The 14,810-nt window shown below is 58.4% G+C and carries 15 protein-coding genes and 1 pseudogene; 8 read left to right on the top strand and 8 right to left on the bottom strand.

Annotation, left to right across the window (positions count from 1 at the left end):
• The first annotated feature begins 22 nt into the window (after nucleotides 1-22).
• The 3 genes from rph to gltS all read left to right on the top strand — a co-directional run bounded on the left by rph (nucleotide 23) and on the right by gltS (nucleotide 2,711).
• Nucleotides 23-745 (top strand): ribonuclease PH, encoded by a 723-nt coding sequence (gene rph, locus U6037_RS28430; protein ID WP_322845257.1) that lies wholly within the window; start codon nucleotides 23-25, stop codon nucleotides 743-745.
• Between the two features lie 28 nt (nucleotides 746-773).
• A complete protein-coding gene (locus tag U6037_RS28425; RefSeq protein ID WP_007920344.1) occupies nucleotides 774-1,142 on the top strand; it encodes a DUF4870 domain-containing protein in 369 nt (122 codons plus the stop codon).
• A gap of 357 nt (nucleotides 1,143-1,499) precedes the next feature.
• Nucleotides 1,500-2,711: a sodium/glutamate symporter gene (gltS, locus tag U6037_RS28420; protein WP_322845256.1), complete on the top strand. Its 1,212-nt coding sequence runs from the start codon at nucleotides 1,500-1,502 to the stop codon at nucleotides 2,709-2,711.
• A 95-nt stretch (nucleotides 2,712-2,806) separates the two neighbouring features.
• On the opposite strand, the gene U6037_RS28415 is transcribed toward gltS, so the two are convergent.
• A complete protein-coding gene (locus U6037_RS28415; RefSeq protein ID WP_007920349.1) occupies nucleotides 2,807-3,586 on the bottom strand; it encodes an exodeoxyribonuclease III in 780 nt (259 codons plus the stop codon).
• A gap of 82 nt (nucleotides 3,587-3,668) precedes the next feature.
• Between U6037_RS28415 and pyrE the strand changes: the two genes are divergently transcribed.
• Nucleotides 3,669-4,313, top strand: coding sequence for an orotate phosphoribosyltransferase (gene pyrE, locus U6037_RS28410; RefSeq protein ID WP_008078597.1), 645 nt, complete (start codon nucleotides 3,669-3,671; stop codon nucleotides 4,311-4,313).
• A 183-nt stretch (nucleotides 4,314-4,496) separates the two neighbouring features.
• On the opposite strand, the gene argB is transcribed toward pyrE, so the two are convergent.
• The 4 genes and pseudogenes from argB to coaBC all read right to left on the bottom strand — a co-directional run bounded on the left by argB (nucleotide 4,497) and on the right by coaBC (nucleotide 8,790).
• Nucleotides 4,497-5,402 (bottom strand): acetylglutamate kinase, encoded by a 906-nt coding sequence (argB, locus tag U6037_RS28405; protein ID WP_285373423.1) that lies wholly within the window; start codon nucleotides 5,400-5,402, stop codon nucleotides 4,497-4,499.
• 17 nt (nucleotides 5,403-5,419) lie between these two features.
• Nucleotides 5,420-6,796 (bottom strand): annotated as a pseudogene (locus tag U6037_RS28400) (phosphomannomutase/phosphoglucomutase); the annotation flags it as partial.
• A gap of 324 nt (nucleotides 6,797-7,120) precedes the next feature.
• Nucleotides 7,121-7,576, bottom strand: coding sequence for a dUTP diphosphatase (dut, locus tag U6037_RS28395; protein WP_122594515.1), 456 nt, complete (start codon nucleotides 7,574-7,576; stop codon nucleotides 7,121-7,123).
• A gap of 5 nt (nucleotides 7,577-7,581) precedes the next feature.
• The gene (coaBC, locus tag U6037_RS28390; protein ID WP_322847371.1) at nucleotides 7,582-8,790 is read right to left on the bottom strand and encodes a bifunctional phosphopantothenoylcysteine decarboxylase/phosphopantothenate--cysteine ligase CoaBC; all 1,209 of its coding nucleotides are present in this window, start codon (nucleotides 8,788-8,790) and stop codon (nucleotides 7,582-7,584) included.
• Between the two features lie 134 nt (nucleotides 8,791-8,924).
• Here coaBC and radC point away from each other — a divergent pair, with 134 nt between their 5' ends.
• Complete coding sequence (gene radC, locus U6037_RS28385) at nucleotides 8,925-9,599, top strand: RadC family protein (protein WP_322845255.1); 675 nt, start codon at nucleotides 8,925-8,927, stop codon at nucleotides 9,597-9,599.
• A 77-nt stretch (nucleotides 9,600-9,676) separates the two neighbouring features.
• Here radC and U6037_RS28380 read toward each other — a convergent pair whose 3' ends face one another.
• On the bottom strand, nucleotides 9,677-11,266 hold the full coding sequence (locus U6037_RS28380) for an ABC transporter substrate-binding protein (RefSeq protein WP_322845254.1): 1,590 nt from the start codon (nucleotides 11,264-11,266) through the stop codon (nucleotides 9,677-9,679).
• Nucleotides 11,267-11,714: 448 nt separating this feature from the next.
• Between U6037_RS28380 and rpmB the strand changes: the two genes are divergently transcribed.
• Both rpmB and rpmG read left to right on the top strand, forming a co-directional pair.
• A complete protein-coding gene (gene rpmB, locus U6037_RS28375; RefSeq protein ID WP_007920377.1) occupies nucleotides 11,715-11,948 on the top strand; it encodes a 50S ribosomal protein L28 in 234 nt (77 codons plus the stop codon).
• Between the two features lie 11 nt (nucleotides 11,949-11,959).
• A complete protein-coding gene (gene rpmG, locus U6037_RS28370) occupies nucleotides 11,960-12,115 on the top strand; it encodes a 50S ribosomal protein L33 (protein ID WP_003177274.1) in 156 nt (51 codons plus the stop codon).
• Between the two features lie 73 nt (nucleotides 12,116-12,188).
• Here the strand turns inward: rpmG and U6037_RS28365 are convergent, their stop codons facing one another.
• Both U6037_RS28365 and U6037_RS28360 read right to left on the bottom strand, forming a co-directional pair.
• Entirely contained in the window at nucleotides 12,189-12,398 is a 210-nt protein-coding gene (locus U6037_RS28365; RefSeq protein ID WP_322845253.1) for an I78 family peptidase inhibitor, read from the bottom strand.
• Between the two features lie 162 nt (nucleotides 12,399-12,560).
• A complete protein-coding gene (locus U6037_RS28360) occupies nucleotides 12,561-12,923 on the bottom strand; it encodes a cupin domain-containing protein (protein WP_322845252.1) in 363 nt (120 codons plus the stop codon).
• Between the two features lie 235 nt (nucleotides 12,924-13,158).
• On the opposite strand from U6037_RS28360, the gene U6037_RS28355 reads away from it, so the two are divergent.
• A complete protein-coding gene (locus U6037_RS28355; protein WP_322845251.1) occupies nucleotides 13,159-14,652 on the top strand; it encodes an aldehyde dehydrogenase in 1,494 nt (497 codons plus the stop codon).
• Nucleotides 14,653-14,810: the final 158 nt, after the last annotated feature.

The raw sequence follows: 14,810 nt of genomic DNA, 5'->3' as shown, positions 1-14,810 counted from the left end.
GTCCCCAGTACAGGTATCTCCTATGAAACGTCCAAGTGGTCGCGCTGCCGATCAGCTCCGCTCGATCCGCATTACCCGCAACTACACCAAGCACGCCGAAGGTTCGGTGCTGGTCGAATTCGGTGATACCAAAGTCATCTGCACCATCAGCGTCGAAAACGGCGTGCCGCGCTTCCTCAAGGGCCAGGGCCAGGGTTGGCTGACCGCCGAGTACGGCATGCTGCCGCGCGCCACTGGCGAGCGTAACCAGCGTGAAGCGAGTCGTGGCAAGCAGGGCGGTCGCACTCTGGAAATCCAGCGCCTGATCGGCCGTTCCCTGCGCGCTGCGCTGGATATGTCCAAGCTGGGTGATGTCACCCTCTATGTCGACTGCGATGTGATCCAGGCTGACGGCGGTACTCGTACCGCTTCCATTACCGGCGCCATGGTTGCACTGGTTGATGCGTTGAAAGTGATCAAGAAGCGCGGCGGCCTTAAAGGCGGTGATCCGCTCAAGCAAATGATCGGTGCGGTATCGGTCGGCATGTATCAGGGCGAGGCTGTGCTGGATCTGGACTATCTTGAAGATTCCGCAGCCGAGACTGACCTCAACGTGGTGATGACCAGCACCGGTGGTTTCATCGAAGTACAGGGCACCGCTGAAGGCGCGCCTTTCCAGCCTGAAGACTTGAACGCCATGCTGGAACTGGCCAAGCAAGGCATGAACGAAATTTTCGAACTGCAAAAGGCTGCACTGGCCGACTGAGCAGGTTCATAACCGCAAGGAGGACGCGATGAGTGACGAGCAAGAGCTGCTGCCCAAGCCGAGCCAAGAGGTTCGCCAATGGGCAATGTTTTGTCACTTGTCCGCCTTGCTGGGGATCTGGATTCCGTTCGGCAATCTGATCGGACCATTGATCCTTTGGCAGATGAAGCGCGAGACAGATCCGTTCATCGATGCGCAGGGCAAGGAGGCGTTGAATTTTCAGATCACCGTCGCCATCGCCTCGTTGATTTGCTTCCTGCTGATGGTTCTGATCATCGGGTTCTTCCTGCTGGGGATACTGGCGATCGGCGCGCTGGTTTTGACGATCATCGCCGGTGTGAAAGCCAATGAAGGTTTTCCTTACCGATATCCGTTTACCTGGCGGCTGATCAAATAACAAGCTCGAAAAGTTTAAAATCAATGCCCTGACCTGTCAGGGCATTTTTATTTATGCAACTAAATTAGTCTCTACTATATGTAGGAATAATCTGACTGCGATGACTGGTCGATACTCTTTCCGTATATACACTTTTGGTCACAACTGCATTGGCTTAGTTTGGATTCATGGCCTTGGAATCAAAGGCAGCGATTGTTAAAGTTGGCCGAATAATATTTCTCCTGAAATATTAAGATATATTCAAGCCATCGAAGGCTTTTGAATTTCCGAGTAATCAGTGTTGAGAAAATCAGCCGGTTCATGAGGCGCGTGCAGGTAAACAGCTCGCCTCTGAATATATAGCCAAGAATAATCCCAATGATTCAGCTCGATTTTTACGGAACACTTGTGGCCGCCTCGTTAGTGCTTCTGCTAGGGCGCGGGCTCGTTATGCGTGTTGGTTTCATGCGCAGTTACAATATCCCCGAACCTGTCGCGGGTGGCTTGGTAGTTGCCTTGCTTTTATTGCTGCTGCGAATGTTCGATATTGAAATTCGTTTCGATACTTCCCTGCAGACACCTTTGATGCTGGCCTTTTTTGCCACCATTGGTCTGAGCGCAGACTTTGCCAGCCTGAAGAAAGGCGGCCGCATAGTTGGGGTATTTCTCCTGGCGGTCACCGGGCTGTTGGTGGTGCAGAATGCCATGGGTATCGGCTTGGCAAAAATGCTCGGGCTTGATCCATTGATGGGGCTGCTGACCGGTTCGATCACTCTGGCGGGCGGTCATGGCACCGGTGCTGCGTGGGGTACGGTATTCAGCGAGAAGTACGGTCTGGCGTCTGCGTCGGAACTGGCGATGGCATCCGCGACGTTTGGCCTGGTGCTGGGTGGTCTGATCGGCGGACCAGTCGCGCGCTTGCTCATCAAGCGAGTGCAACTGCCCGGTTGTCAGAGTCAGGATGCGCCGCCGCGGTTGCCAAAAGGCTTCGAGCAACCAAACAAAGAACGCTCGATTACGCCGTTTTCGTTTATAGAAACACTCGCCCTGATCGCGGTCAGTTTGCTGGCGGGCAATCTGTTGAACGGTCTGCTGCTGGGGACCGCATTCGAGTTGCCAACGTTTGTTTGTGTCCTGTTTGTAGGCGTGGTGTTGCGCAACGGGCTCTCGGCGCTGGGCCTGTATCAGGTGTTCGAGCGTGAAGTGTCGGTGCTGGGTAATGTCAGCTTGTCGCTGTTTCTGGCGATTGCCCTGATGTCGCTCAAGTTGTGGGATCTGGCCGCACTGGCGTTGCCGATTTTCATCATTCTGGCTGTACAGGCGCTGGTCATGGCGTTGTTCGCGATTTTCGTGACGTTCCGGATGATGGGGCGCAACTACGACGCGGCCGTGCTGGCTGCGGGGCATTGCGGTTTTGGCCTGGGTGCCACGCCGACTGCCATTGCCAACATGCAGGCCGTGACACAGCGCTACGGTCCCTCGCAGATCGCGTTTCTGGTGGTGCCGATGGTCGGGGCGTTCTTCATCGACATCATTAATGTCATCGTCATCAAGCTGTATCTGGCTTTGCCGTTCTTCGCAGCTGCCTGAATTCGAGCCTGCCTGAATTCGAGCCTGCCTGGAAGTGACGCATAAAAAATGCCCGTATCTTGCGATACGGGCATTTTTTAACTGCGAAACGACGCTTAGATGGTCAGCGTCCAGTCGTAGTCGACTATCAACGGCGCGTGCTGCGAGAACCGTGGCTGACGTGGCAGACGTGCACTGCGCACGAAGCGTCGCAAGCCCGGGGTCAGGATCTGGTAATCGAAACGCCAGCCCAGATTGAGCATCTCGGCCTGTTCGTTATCCGGCCACCAGCTGTACTGGTCACCTTCACGGCTGACTTCGCGCAGGGCATCGACATAACCCATGTTGCCGACAATCTCGTCCATCCAGGCGCGTTCTGGCGCCAGGAAGCCCGGGGATTGCTGGCTGTCGCGCCAGTTCTTGATGTCGAGCTTCTGCTGCGCCACGTACAGCGAGCCACAATAAATGTACTCGCGACGTTTGCGTCGCTGTTTGTCCAGGTACTTGCCGAAATCGTCCATGAGCTTGAACTTCTGGTTCAAGTCCTCATCGCCGTTCATCCCCGAAGGGAGCAGCAAGGTGGCAATACTGACTTTGTCGAAATCTGCTTGCAGGTAGCGCCCGTAGCGGTCGGCCGTCTCGAAACCGAGACCGCTGATGACAGCCTTCGGTTGCAACCGCGAATACAAAGCCACGCCGCCTTGGGCAGGGACTTCAGCATCGCAGGCATAAAGGAAGTAGCCATCCAGTTGGAAGGCTGGGTCATCCAGTTCAAAGGCGGAGGCACGGGTGTCCTGCAGGCAGATGACGTCGGCATTCTGTGCTTGCAGCCAACTGAGCAAACCACGCTCGACTGCAGCCTGAATACCATTGACGTTCACACTGATGATCCGCATAAATGGCCCCAAAAATCGCGTGCGTGTATGATACACGGCGTCAAGCTAATTAGCTAAATCCGTGGTATTTGGGGTTTTTTTCATGCAAGCGTATCAGCGCGATTTCATTCGTTTTGCCATCGATCGCGGCGTTTTGCGCTTCGGTGAGTTCACCCTGAAGTCCGGGCGCACCAGTCCTTACTTCTTCAATGCCGGCCTGTTCAACTCGGGTTCGGCCCTGGCGCAGCTGGGGCGTTTCTACGCGGCAGCCATCGCTGAGAGCGGCATTCCTTTCGACGTTCTGTTCGGTCCGGCCTACAAAGGTATCCCGTTGGCGGCGACCACCGCTGTGGCACTGGCCGAGCACCACGACCGTGATCTGCCGTGGTGCTTCAACCGCAAAGAAGCCAAGGCCCACGGCGAAGGCGGCAGCCTGGTCGGCGCGCCGCTGACTGGCGACGTGCTGATCATCGACGACGTGATCACCGCCGGTACCGCAATCCGCGAGGTGATGCAGATCATCGCTTCGCAGGATGGCGCCAAGGCGGCCGGCGTGCTGATCGCCCTGAACCGTCAGGAGCGTGGCAACGGCGAGTTGTCGGCGATCCAGGAAGTCGAGCGCGACTTCGGCATTCCGGTGATCAGCATTGTTTCGCTGAATCAGGTGCTGGAATTCCTCGCCGATGATCCGCAGCTCAAGCAACACCTGCCGGCCGTAGAAGCTTATCGCGCCCAGTTCGGCGTCTGACGCGATGCCTTTGTAGGAGCTGCCGAAGGCTGCGATCTTGTGATTTTGGCATTTAAGGGCAAGATCAAAAGATCGCAGCCTGCGACAGCTCCTACATAGGAGAGGTGCAGAAATCTGAGGTTTCAGGCAAAAAAGACCCCGCTCAGCCAGGCTGAGCGGGGTCTTTTTGTTTTGCGTCTGTGCTTACGGACGTTTGCGATTGCTGATCAGCGTACCCACACCGGTGTCGGTGAAGATTTCCAGCAGGATCGCATTCGGCACGCGACCGTCGATGATCAGCGAGCTGCCCACGCCGCCCTGAACCGCTTCCAGCGCGCAACGGATCTTCGGCAGCATGCCGCCGTAGATGGTGCCGTCGGCGATCAGATCATCGACCTGCTGCGTGCTGAGACCGGTCAACACCGTGCCCGACTTGTCCATCAGGCCGGCGATGTTGGTCAGCAGCATCAGCTTCTCGGCTTTCAGCGCCTCGGCGACTTTACCGGCCACCAGATCGGCGTTGATGTTGTACGACTCGCCGTTCTCACCCACACCAATCGGCGCGATGACCGGGATGAAGTTGCCTTTGACCAGCAGGTTAAGCAGCTCGGTGTTGATCCCGACGACTTCGCCGACGTGACCGATGTCGATGATTTCCGGCTGGGTCATCTCCGGGGTCTGGCGGGTCACGGTGAGCTTCTTCGCACGAATCAGCCCGGCGTCTTTACCGGTCAGGCCGATGGCGCTGCCGCCGTGGCGGTTGATCAGGTTGACGATGCTTTTGTTGACCTGACCGCCCAAGACCATTTCCACGACGTCCATGGTCGCGGCGTCGGTGACGCGCATGCCGTCGACGAAGTGGCTTTCGATCGACAGACGCTTGAGCAGATCACCGATCTGCGGGCCGCCACCGTGCACGACCACGGGGTTGATACCTACGGCTTTCATCAAGACGATGTCGCGGGCGAAGCCGGTTTTCAGCTCCTCGCTTTCCATCGCGTTGCCGCCGTATTTGATCACCAGGGTCTTGCCGACATAGCGTCGGATGTAAGGCAACGCTTCGGACAGGACCTGGGCGGTATGGGCGGCGGCTTCGCGTTCGAGGGTCATTCAGGGCTCCGGGTGGATCAGAACGGTAGTTGGAGATCAGGTGCAACGCGTTTCAGTTGGGCGTGGAACACATCCTTGATGCGCTGCAATTCAGCCTCGTCATCGGCCTCGAAGCGCAGCACCAGCACCGGTGTGGTGTTGGACGCGCGCACCAGGCCCCAGCCTTTGGCGTAATCGACTCGCACGCCGTCGATGGTGGTCAGGTCAGCGCCTGCGCCCCACTGTGCGTCGTGCAGTGCATCAATGATGCTGAATTTGCTCTCTTCGGTCACATGGATATTGATTTCCGGCGTAGAAATATCATTCGGGAAGGTCGCAAACAGCTCTTCCGCAGTGGATTTTTCCTTGCTGAGGATCTCCAGCAGCCGTGCGGCGCTGTAGATACCGTCGTCGAAACCGAACCAACGCTCCTTGAAGAAGATGTGCCCGCTCATTTCACCGGCCAATAGCGCGCCGGATTGTTTCATTTTCTTTTTGATCAACGAATGACCGGTCTTCCACATTAGCGGACGACCGCCGTATTCCTTGATCAGCGGCACCAGGCGGCGGGTGCATTTGACGTCGAAAATGATCTCGGCGTCCGGGTTGCGCGCGACCACGTCGCGGGCGAACAGCATCAACAGGCGATCCGGGTAAACGATGCTACCGGTGTTGGTCACCACGCCGACACGGTCGCCGTCGCCGTCGAACGCCAGGCCGATATCTGCGTTGGTTTCTTTGACTTTGGCGATCAGGTCGACGAGGTTTTCAGGCTTGCCCGGGTCCGGGTGATGGTTCGGGAAGTTACCGTCGACTTCGCAGAACAGCGGGATGACTTCGCAGTTCAGCGCTTCGATCAGTTGCGGGGCGATCACGCCGGCCGCGCCGTTGCCGCAGTCCACCACGACTTTCATGCGCCGGGCCAGTTTGATGTCCTGGACGATTTCGGTGTTGTAGCGGTCGAGGATCTCGACCTGGGTGACGCTGCCTGTGCCGCTGCTCAGGTTGTTGCTCTTGAGGCGTTCGTGCAGGGCCTGGATCTGCTCGTTGGCGAGGGTGTCGCCGGCGATGACGATCTTGAAGCCGTTGTAGTTCGACGGGTTGTGGCTGCCTGTGAGCATCACCCCGGACTTGCCGGCGAGCACGTTGGCGGCGTAGTACAGCGCCGGCGTTGGCACCAGGCCAACGTCGCTGACATGGCAGCCGCTCTCGGCGATACCGCGAATCAACTCGGCAACCAGTTCCGGGCCGGACAGGCGACCGTCGCGACCGACGGACACGTTCGGCTCACCTTGGGCCAGGCTCTGCGAGCCGATGGCGCGGCCAATCCAGTAAGCGGTTTCGGCATTGAGGAATTCCGGCACGGTGCCGCGAATGTCATAGGCGCGGAAAATGCTGTCGGGCAGCTTCGGGGCAATCTTGGCTGGGGTGCTCATCTACGGAAATGCTCCATCTCGAAAGGGGCGGGACAGACCGACGAATCGTTCGACGGCAGGCTCAAACTGAAGGGTATGACGGCGTTTTCCACAGAGAGTTCGTGGTGTGAAAGGGCCATGACGCCTCGGCTGGCGTGGCTTTCGGCCGGCAAAACCTTGATTTACGGTGTTAAAACCTGCCGCTGAAAATGCGCAAATTTCCCCCGTAGGGGCTGCCGCAGGCTGCGATCCTTTGACTTTGTTTTTTAAGATCAAGATCAAAAGATCGCAGCCTGCGGCAGCTCCTACAGGATATTCATCCGGTTATTTGGTGCCGGTATGACCGAAACCGCCGGTGCCGCGTTCGGTTTCGACGAACTCTTCGACCATTTCGAAGTGCGCCTGCACCACCGGTACCAGCACCAGTTGCGCCAGACGTTCGCCGACGGTCATGGTGAAATCGCTCTGGCCACGGTTCCAGCACGACACCATCAGCGGGCCCTGGTAATCGGAGTCGATCAAACCGACGAGATTGCCCAGCACGATGCCGTGCTTATGGCCCATGCCCGAGCGCGGCAGGATCAGCGCGGCGAGGTTCGGGTCACCGATGTAGACCGACAGACCGGTAGGGATCAGCACGGTTTCGCCCGGTTTGATCACGATGTCCTGATCCAGCATGGCGCGCAGGTCGAGGCCGGCGGAGCCCGGGGTGGCGTATTGCGGCAGCGGGAATTCAGTACCGATGCGTGGGTCGAGGATCTTGGCTTGCAAAGCGTGCATGTAAATTAAACCTGGTTCAGACGTTCGGCGATAAAAGTGACCAGTTGGCGAGCGATCTTGCTCTTGCTGGTCTGGGCGAAAACCGTGGCGTGCAGCGCACGGTCAATCACGCTGCAGGCGTTTTCTTCGCTGTTGAAACCGATGCTCGGGTTGGCGACGTCGTTGGCGACGATCAAATCGAGATTCTTGTCCTTCAGCTTGCGTGCAGCGTAGTCGAGCAAGTGTTCGGTCTCGGCGGCAAAGCCGACACTGAACGGACGGTCGGGACGGGTCGCGATGGTGGCCAGGATGTCCGGGTTACGCACCATTTGCAGGACGAAGCCGTCGCCGCTCGTAGGGTCTTTCTTCAATTTCTGCGGGGCAACCACTTCCGGGCGGTAGTCCGCTACGGCTGCCGAGGCGATGAACACGTCGCACGGGATCGCCGATTCGCAAGCCGCGAGCATGTCGCGGGCACTGACTACGTCGATGCGCGTGACGCGATCTGGCGTTGGCAGGTGCACTGGGCCGCTGATCAGGGTCACGCGGGCGCCGGCCTCAACCGCTGCTTCAGCCAGGGCGAAGCCCATTTTGCCGGAGCTGTGGTTGGTGATGTAGCGCACCGGATCGATGTTTTCCTGAGTCGGGCCGGCGGTGATGACGACGTGCTTACCGGTCAGTGCCTGACGCTGGAAGCAGTCCGCCGCGCATTGCGCCAGATCGGTGGCTTCCATCATCCGGCCCATGCCGACGTCGCCACAGGCCTGACTGCCCGAGGCTGGGCCGAAGGTCTTCAGGCCACGGCTTTCCAGAAGTTGCAGGTTGGCCTGAGTCGCCGGATCGCGCCACATCGCCTGATTCATGGCTGGCGCGACAGCGACAACAGCGTCGGTGGCCAGCACCAGCGTGGTCAGCAAATCGTTGGCGATGCCTTGCGCCAGGCGGGCGAGCAGGTCGGCGGTGGCCGGCGCGATCAGCACCAGATCGGCCCACTTGGCCAGCTCGATGTGGCCCATCGCGGCTTCGGCGGCCGGGTCGAGCAAGTCGAGGTGCACCGGGTGGCCGGACAAGGCCTGCATGGTCAGCGGGGTGATGAACTCGGCGCCGCCACGGGTCATGACCACGCGCACTTCGGCGCCCTGGTCGATCAGGCGACGAACCAGATCAGCGCTCTTGTAGGCCGCGATGCCGCCGCCGACGCCCAGAACGATGCGTTTCCGATACAGCCGCTGCATAGGTCTGCCTTTCATTTCGTTGATGACTGCGGTGCGATGCCCCCTCCCCAGGGTTGAATCGACCACAAAAAAGATGGGCTACGATATCACAGCGACCGCTACGGAACAGCGGCGCCCACAGACAGGGAATGTGTATGAGTATTCGCGATTGGCCTGCGGCGGAACGGCCGCGGGAAAGGTTACTGGAGCACGGGGCAGCGAGCCTTTCGGACGCTGAGTTATTGGCCATTTTTCTGCGCACTGGATTGCCCGGGGTAAGCGCTGTGGACCTGGCGCGCAATCTGTTGACTCAATTCGGTAGCCTGCGTTTGCTGCTTGAGGCCGATCAGGACGCATTCAGCAAACAATTGGGGCTCGGGCCGGCGAAGTTTGCGCAACTGCAAGCTGCTCAGGAAATGAACAGGCGACATCTGGCTGAGAAATCTCGGCAGAAACCAGCCCTGGAAAACCCTCAGGTCGTTCGCGATTATCTGAAATCGATGCTGCGTCACGAGCCGCATGAGGTGTTTGGTTGCCTGTTTCTTGACTCTAAACATCAAGTACTGAATTTCGAGATACTGTTTCGCGGCTCCATCGACAACACCAGCGTGCATCCGCGCGAGGTGGTTAAGCGATGTCTGGCCAATAATGCCGCTGCGTTGATCCTGTGCCACAACCATCCATCGGGGAATACTGACCCCAGTCAGGCTGATCGATTACTGACCAAGCGTTTGCAGAAGGCACTGGAGTTGATCGATGTGCGGGTGCTCGATCATTTCATCGTTGGCGATGGTGAGCCGCTGTCGATGGCGGAGTGTGGCTGGATGTAAAAAAACAGCGGCAAGCGTCGAGCTACAAGCGGCAAGCTAGAGCCCTGCGCGGACAGCTCTAGCTTGCGGCTTGCCGCTTATGGCTTGACGCTGGTTTTGGAATAGTCCTGACGGCCAAACGGGCTGACCGAATAGCCCTGCACGTCTTTGCGCGTCAATGCGTAAGCCGTCGGATGCGCCAGCGGCAGCCACAGCGCCTGCTGTTGAATCTGCGCCTGCGCCTGCTCGTACAACTTGGTGCGCACACCTTGCTCGCTAGTGGTCTTGCCGGCGCTGATCAGCTTGTCCAGATCGGCATTGCAATATCGCGCGAAGTTGGTGCCCGATTTGACCGCAGCGCAGGAAAACTGCGGCGTGAGGAAGTTGTCCGGGTCGCCGTTATCGCCGGCCCAACCCATGAACAGCAGGTCATGCTCGCCGGCTTTGGCGCGGCGAATCAATTCGCCCCACTCGATCACACGGATTTCCGCCTGAATGCCGATTTCCGCCAGATCTGACTGCAACATCTGTGCGCCCAGGCTCGGGTTCGGATTCAGCAGGCTGCCGGAAGGACGCGTCCAGATGGTGGTCTGGAAACCGTCCTTCAACCCGGCCTTGGCCAGCAATGCCTTGGCTTTGGCGACATCGTGCGGGTAACCCGGCAGGTTCTTCGTGTAACTCCAGGTGTTCGGCGGGTAAGGGCCGTTGGCGGCTTCGGCGGTGTCTTCAAACACAGCCTTGATGTAGTTGGCCTTGTCGAAGGCGAGGTTGATTGCCTGACGCACTTCCGGCTTGTCCAGCGGCGGATGCTGGCTGTTAATGCCGACGAAAGCGGTCATGAACGCGTCAGTCTTTTCGACTTTCAGCGTCGGTTCTTTCAGCGCGGCTTGTACGTCGAGTGGCTTCGGTGACAGGGCGATCTGGCATTCATTGCGTCGCAGCTTCTGCAGGCGCACGTTGGCGTCCGGGGTGATGGCGAAGATCAACGGGTCGACCGCAGGTTTGCCGCCGAAATAATCCGGGTTGGCCTTGTAGCGGATCGCCGCGTCTTTCTGGAAACGGTTGAACACGAACGGGCCGGTGCCGATCGGCTGGCTGTTGAGCTTGTCCGTCGCGCCGGCCTTCATCAGTTTGTCGGCGTATTCGGCAGAGTAAATCGAGGCGAAGCCCATGCTCAGGGTCGCCAGGAACGTTGAGTCCGGGTGATCAAGGGTGAAGCGCACGGTCAGCGGATCGAGGGCGTCGATCTTCTTGATCAGTGCTGGCAACTGCATCGACTGCGCATGCGGGAAGCCGCTCTGGGCAACTTTGTGCCACGGGTTGGCCGGGTCGAGCATGCGGTCGAAGCTGAATTTGACGTCTTCGGCGGTCAGCTCGCGGCTCGGCTTGAAGTACTCGGTCGAGTGAAATTTCACCTGCGGGTGCAGTTTGAACACGTAAGTCAGGCCATCGGTGCTGACTTCCCAGCTGTCGGCCAGGCTCGGCACGACTTTGCCGCTGGCGGTGTCGAAATCCACCAAGCGGTTCATCAGCACGTCGGCCGAGGCGTTGGTGGTGGTCAGCGAGTTGTATTGCACCACGTCGAACCCTTCCGGGCTGGCCTCGGTGCAGACGCTCAGCGCGGCGGCCTCGGCCAGAGGGCTCAGCAGGAGCGGGGCGAGCAACAGGGGTAGGGCAGCAAGGCGCATGGTCGGTTTCCTTTTACAGATCGAAGGCCCATCTGCAAGTGCAGTCTGGAAAAGGCCTACCCTAGAGGGCTGGATTACAAATGACTATCCCCTTTTTGTATTTTCGGGGCACAGTGATGGCAGTTTTTCAGACCACGGCGTCACGTTAAAAGTCGGAAACGTCTGCACAGGCGATTTTCTGCGACGAGTGGTAAAAATCGATGTCAGCCTTTATCCAAGGCGTTCGCGGGCTGAAAAAGCGCCTTTTTGTGGATTGATTGCACACCGAATGTTGTTGCACCCCAGTCTTTCTGGTATAAAGCAGCGCTCTTTTCTAGGGGCCCGGTTCCTTCACTGTAGGTGTAGCCGGTAAGACCTCTAAAGAAACGCGGCGCCTGGCGCCAAATGACTGAGAGATTAAGCGGCCAACCCATGCCGGGTTGGGCATGTGGTTTTAGAGGGCTGAGGCATGTCGAGAGTATGTCAAGTTACCGGTAAGGGTCCGGTGACTGGGAATAACATTTCCCACGCAAACAACAAAACCCGTCGTCGTTTCCTGCCGAACCTGCAGCATCACCGCTTCTGGGTTGAAGAAGAGAAACGTTTTGTGCGTCTGCGCGTATCTGCCAAAGGCATGCGTATCATCGACAAGCGTGGCATCACTGTCGTGCTCGCCGAACTTCGCCGCGATGGCAAGATTTAAGGGAGCTAATCATGCGTGAATTGATTCGTTTGATCTCGAGCGCCGGTACTGGTCACTTCTACACTACCGACAAGAACAAGCGTACTACCCCGGACAAAATCGAGATCAAGAAATATGATCCGGTTGTTCGCAAGCACGTGATCTACAAGGAAGGCAAAATCAAGTAATTGATTTTTCCCGACTTACGAAAAAGGCCCGTATCTCACGATACGGGCCTTTTTTGTTGCCTTGAACAATCGATCAGCCGCAGATGAGTTCAACGATCTCGTTTTGATCGTTAACCAGCACCCTGATGCGGTCAGGCTTGGGCAGGAGGTTGAACATATCCTCCGGGCGCTCGAGTCGATGCTTTTGTACGCCAGCGGCGGCGCGGATGGTGCTCAGGGTTGTCGGGGTAGCGAATTGGCCGAGCGCGAATGTCACGGCGTTGATATTGCAGGAACCGGTCATGGTGCCTCCTTGCGTTCTGTTGGGTTAGGGCGCTCTCGATCAAGCCGGTCGACACATCCTGTGCCGACAGGGAATTTGACCGGTTAAGTTTCGGCGCCTTCGCCAAGTCTCGCTCAACAGAACCTGGCAGGTCTCATTCGGATGGTGACCAACTGTGACCAATTACGCTTTCTGTTCGAAGATCACATAGATCTTGCGGCAGGCTTCAAGCACTTCCCAGGTGCCACGAAACCCTGCCGGAATCACAAACCGGTCGCCCACACGCAGCGTCTTGGCATTGCCATCGTTATCACGCAGCACCGAAACGCCCTGCAAAATCTCGCAGTATTCATGCTCGGTGTAATTCACCGTCCATTGCCCCACCGCACCTTCCCACACGCCGACGCCCATCTGCCCACAAGGGCTTTCGTACTGATGGAACACCGCTTGCTCAGGATCACCCTTCAGCACTTTGGCCGGGTCCGGACGATAGCGTTCTGCTTCGCTGCTGGTCAGGCTGATGTCGACGACGTTCTGGATGTTCATTGTTGTTTTCTCCCGTGATGACGGCGCGATGGTTGGAATGGGCGGAAGTCTATGTTTATTAAAATGAACACCGCAAGGCCGTATGGCGCGCTTATGTCAAATATATTGAAACAACCCCAGCCGCTGGTTTAGGGTGGCGGGTGCCTCGGGCCGAAATGCAGGCTGGCCGGGCAGAATTCTTGAAGACGTCCGCGAAGATCGCGGCGCCCGTATTCAATAAGAGGAGGACACCCGAATGACCACCCTGACTCGTGCCGACTGGGAACAACGCGCCCGCGACCTGAAGATCGAAGGCCGCGCCTACCTTGATGGCGAATACACTGATGCCGTCTCCGGTGAGACCTTCGAATGCATCAGCCCGGTCGATGGCCGTCTGCTCGGCAAGATTGCCAGCTGTGACGTCGCCGACGCTCAGCGCGCTGTGGAAAACGCCCGCGCCACCTTCAATTCCGGCGTCTGGTCGCGCCTGGCGCCGACCAAACGCAAAGCCACCATGATTCGTTTTGCCGGCCTGCTGAAACAGCACGCCGAAGAATTGGCTCTGCTCGAAACCCTCGACATGGGCAAGCCGATCAGCGATTCGCTGTACATCGATGTGCCGGGCGCGGCACAAGCGCTGAGCTGGAGCGGTGAAGCGATCGACAAGATCTACGACGAAGTCGCTGCCACGCCGCACGATCAACTGGGTCTGGTGACCCGCGAGCCGGTGGGTGTGGTCGGCGCCATCGTGCCGTGGAACTTCCCGCTGATGATGGCTTGCTGGAAACTCGGCCCGGCTCTGTCGACCGGTAACTCGGTGATCCTCAAACCGTCGGAAAAATCCCCGCTGACCGCCATCCGCATCGCTGCGCTGGCCGTTGAGGCCGGTATTCCGAAAGGCGTGCTCAACGTGCTGCCGGGCTACGGCCACACCGTTGGCAAGGCGCTGGCCCTGCACAACGATGTCGACACGCTGGTGTTCACCGGTTCGACCAAGATTGCCAAGCAACTGATGATCTACTCCGGCGAATCGAACATGAAACGTGTCTGGCTCGAAGCCGGCGGCAAGAGCCCGAACATCGTCTTTGCTGATGCGCCGGATCTGCAGGCCGCTGCCGAATCGGCTGCCAGTGCCATCGCCTTCAACCAGGGCGAAGTCTGCACCGCCGGTTCGCGTCTGCTGGTCGAGCGTTCGATCAAGGACACATTCCTGCCGATGGTGATCGAGGCGCTGAAAACCTGGAAGCCGGGCAACCCGCTGGATCCGGCTACCAATGTCGGGGCGCTGGTCGATACCCAGCAAATGAACACCGTGCTGTCGTACATCGAATCCGGCCACAGCGATGGCGCCAAACTGGTCGCTGGCGGCAAGCGCATTCTGCAGGAAACTGGCGGCACTTACGTTGAGCCGACGATTTTCGACGGCGTGAGCAACGCGATGAAGATCGCTCAGGAGGAGATCTTCGGGCCAGTGCTGTCGGTCATCGCTTTCGATACTGCCGAGGAAGCCGTCCAGATTGCCAACGACACGCCGTACGGCCTGGCCGCAGCAGTCTGGACGCAAGACATCTCCAAGGCGCACCTGACCGCCAAGGCGCTGCGTGCTGGCAGCGTTTGGGTCAACCAGTATGACGGCGGCGACATGACTGCGCCGTTCGGCGGCTTCAAGCAGTCGGGCAACGGTCGCGACAAGTCGCTGCACGCGTTCGACAAGTACACCGAGCTGAAGGCGACGTGGATCAAGCTGTAAGCCGCTGAGGGGAGCCTGATTAAATCAGGCTCCCAAACCAGACAGATATTCCCTGTGGGAGCGAGCTTGCTCGCGAATGCGGTGTATCACTCAGCAGACCTGCTGAATGTGAAACCGTATTCGCGAGCAAGCTCGCTCCCACAGTGGTTTTGTGTTGC

Origin of the sequence: Pseudomonas sp. B33.4, assembly GCF_034555375.1 — a bacterium.
Lineage (GTDB): Bacteria > Pseudomonadota > Gammaproteobacteria > Pseudomonadales > Pseudomonadaceae > Aquipseudomonas.
The sequence above is the reverse complement of the archived record's forward strand: the minus strand, read 5'-3'. Positions and strand labels throughout refer to the sequence as shown.

What these genes read in the sequence shown, in the direction of transcription:
- rph (WP_322845257.1), top strand. Translation starts at nt 23, where the DNA reads ATGAAACGTCCAAGTGGTCGCGCTGCCGATCAGCTCCGCTCGATCCGC.
- U6037_RS28425 (WP_007920344.1), top strand. Translation starts at nt 774, where the DNA reads ATGAGTGACGAGCAAGAGCTGCTGCCCAAGCCGAGCCAAGAGGTTCGC.
- gltS (WP_322845256.1), top strand. Translation starts at nt 1,500, where the DNA reads ATGATTCAGCTCGATTTTTACGGAACACTTGTGGCCGCCTCGTTAGTG.
- U6037_RS28415 (WP_007920349.1), bottom strand. Translation starts at nt 3,586, where the DNA reads ATGCGGATCATCAGTGTGAACGTCAATGGTATTCAGGCTGCAGTCGAG.
- pyrE (WP_008078597.1), top strand. Translation starts at nt 3,669, where the DNA reads ATGCAAGCGTATCAGCGCGATTTCATTCGTTTTGCCATCGATCGCGGC.
- argB (WP_285373423.1), bottom strand. Translation starts at nt 5,402, where the DNA reads ATGACCCTCGAACGCGAAGCCGCCGCCCATACCGCCCAGGTCCTGTCC.
- dut (WP_122594515.1), bottom strand. Translation starts at nt 7,576, where the DNA reads ATGCACGCTTTGCAAGCCAAGATCCTCGACCCACGCATCGGTACTGAA.
- coaBC (WP_322847371.1), bottom strand. Translation starts at nt 8,790, where the DNA reads ATGCAGCGGCTGTATCGGAAACGCATCGTTCTGGGCGTCGGCGGCGGC.
- radC (WP_322845255.1), top strand. Translation starts at nt 8,925, where the DNA reads ATGAGTATTCGCGATTGGCCTGCGGCGGAACGGCCGCGGGAAAGGTTA.
- U6037_RS28380 (WP_322845254.1), bottom strand. Translation starts at nt 11,266, where the DNA reads ATGCGCCTTGCTGCCCTACCCCTGTTGCTCGCCCCGCTCCTGCTGAGC.
- rpmB (WP_007920377.1), top strand. Translation starts at nt 11,715, where the DNA reads ATGTCGAGAGTATGTCAAGTTACCGGTAAGGGTCCGGTGACTGGGAAT.
- rpmG (WP_003177274.1), top strand. Translation starts at nt 11,960, where the DNA reads ATGCGTGAATTGATTCGTTTGATCTCGAGCGCCGGTACTGGTCACTTC.
- U6037_RS28365 (WP_322845253.1), bottom strand. Translation starts at nt 12,398, where the DNA reads ATGACCGGTTCCTGCAATATCAACGCCGTGACATTCGCGCTCGGCCAA.
- U6037_RS28360 (WP_322845252.1), bottom strand. Translation starts at nt 12,923, where the DNA reads ATGAACATCCAGAACGTCGTCGACATCAGCCTGACCAGCAGCGAAGCA.
- U6037_RS28355 (WP_322845251.1), top strand. Translation starts at nt 13,159, where the DNA reads ATGACCACCCTGACTCGTGCCGACTGGGAACAACGCGCCCGCGACCTG.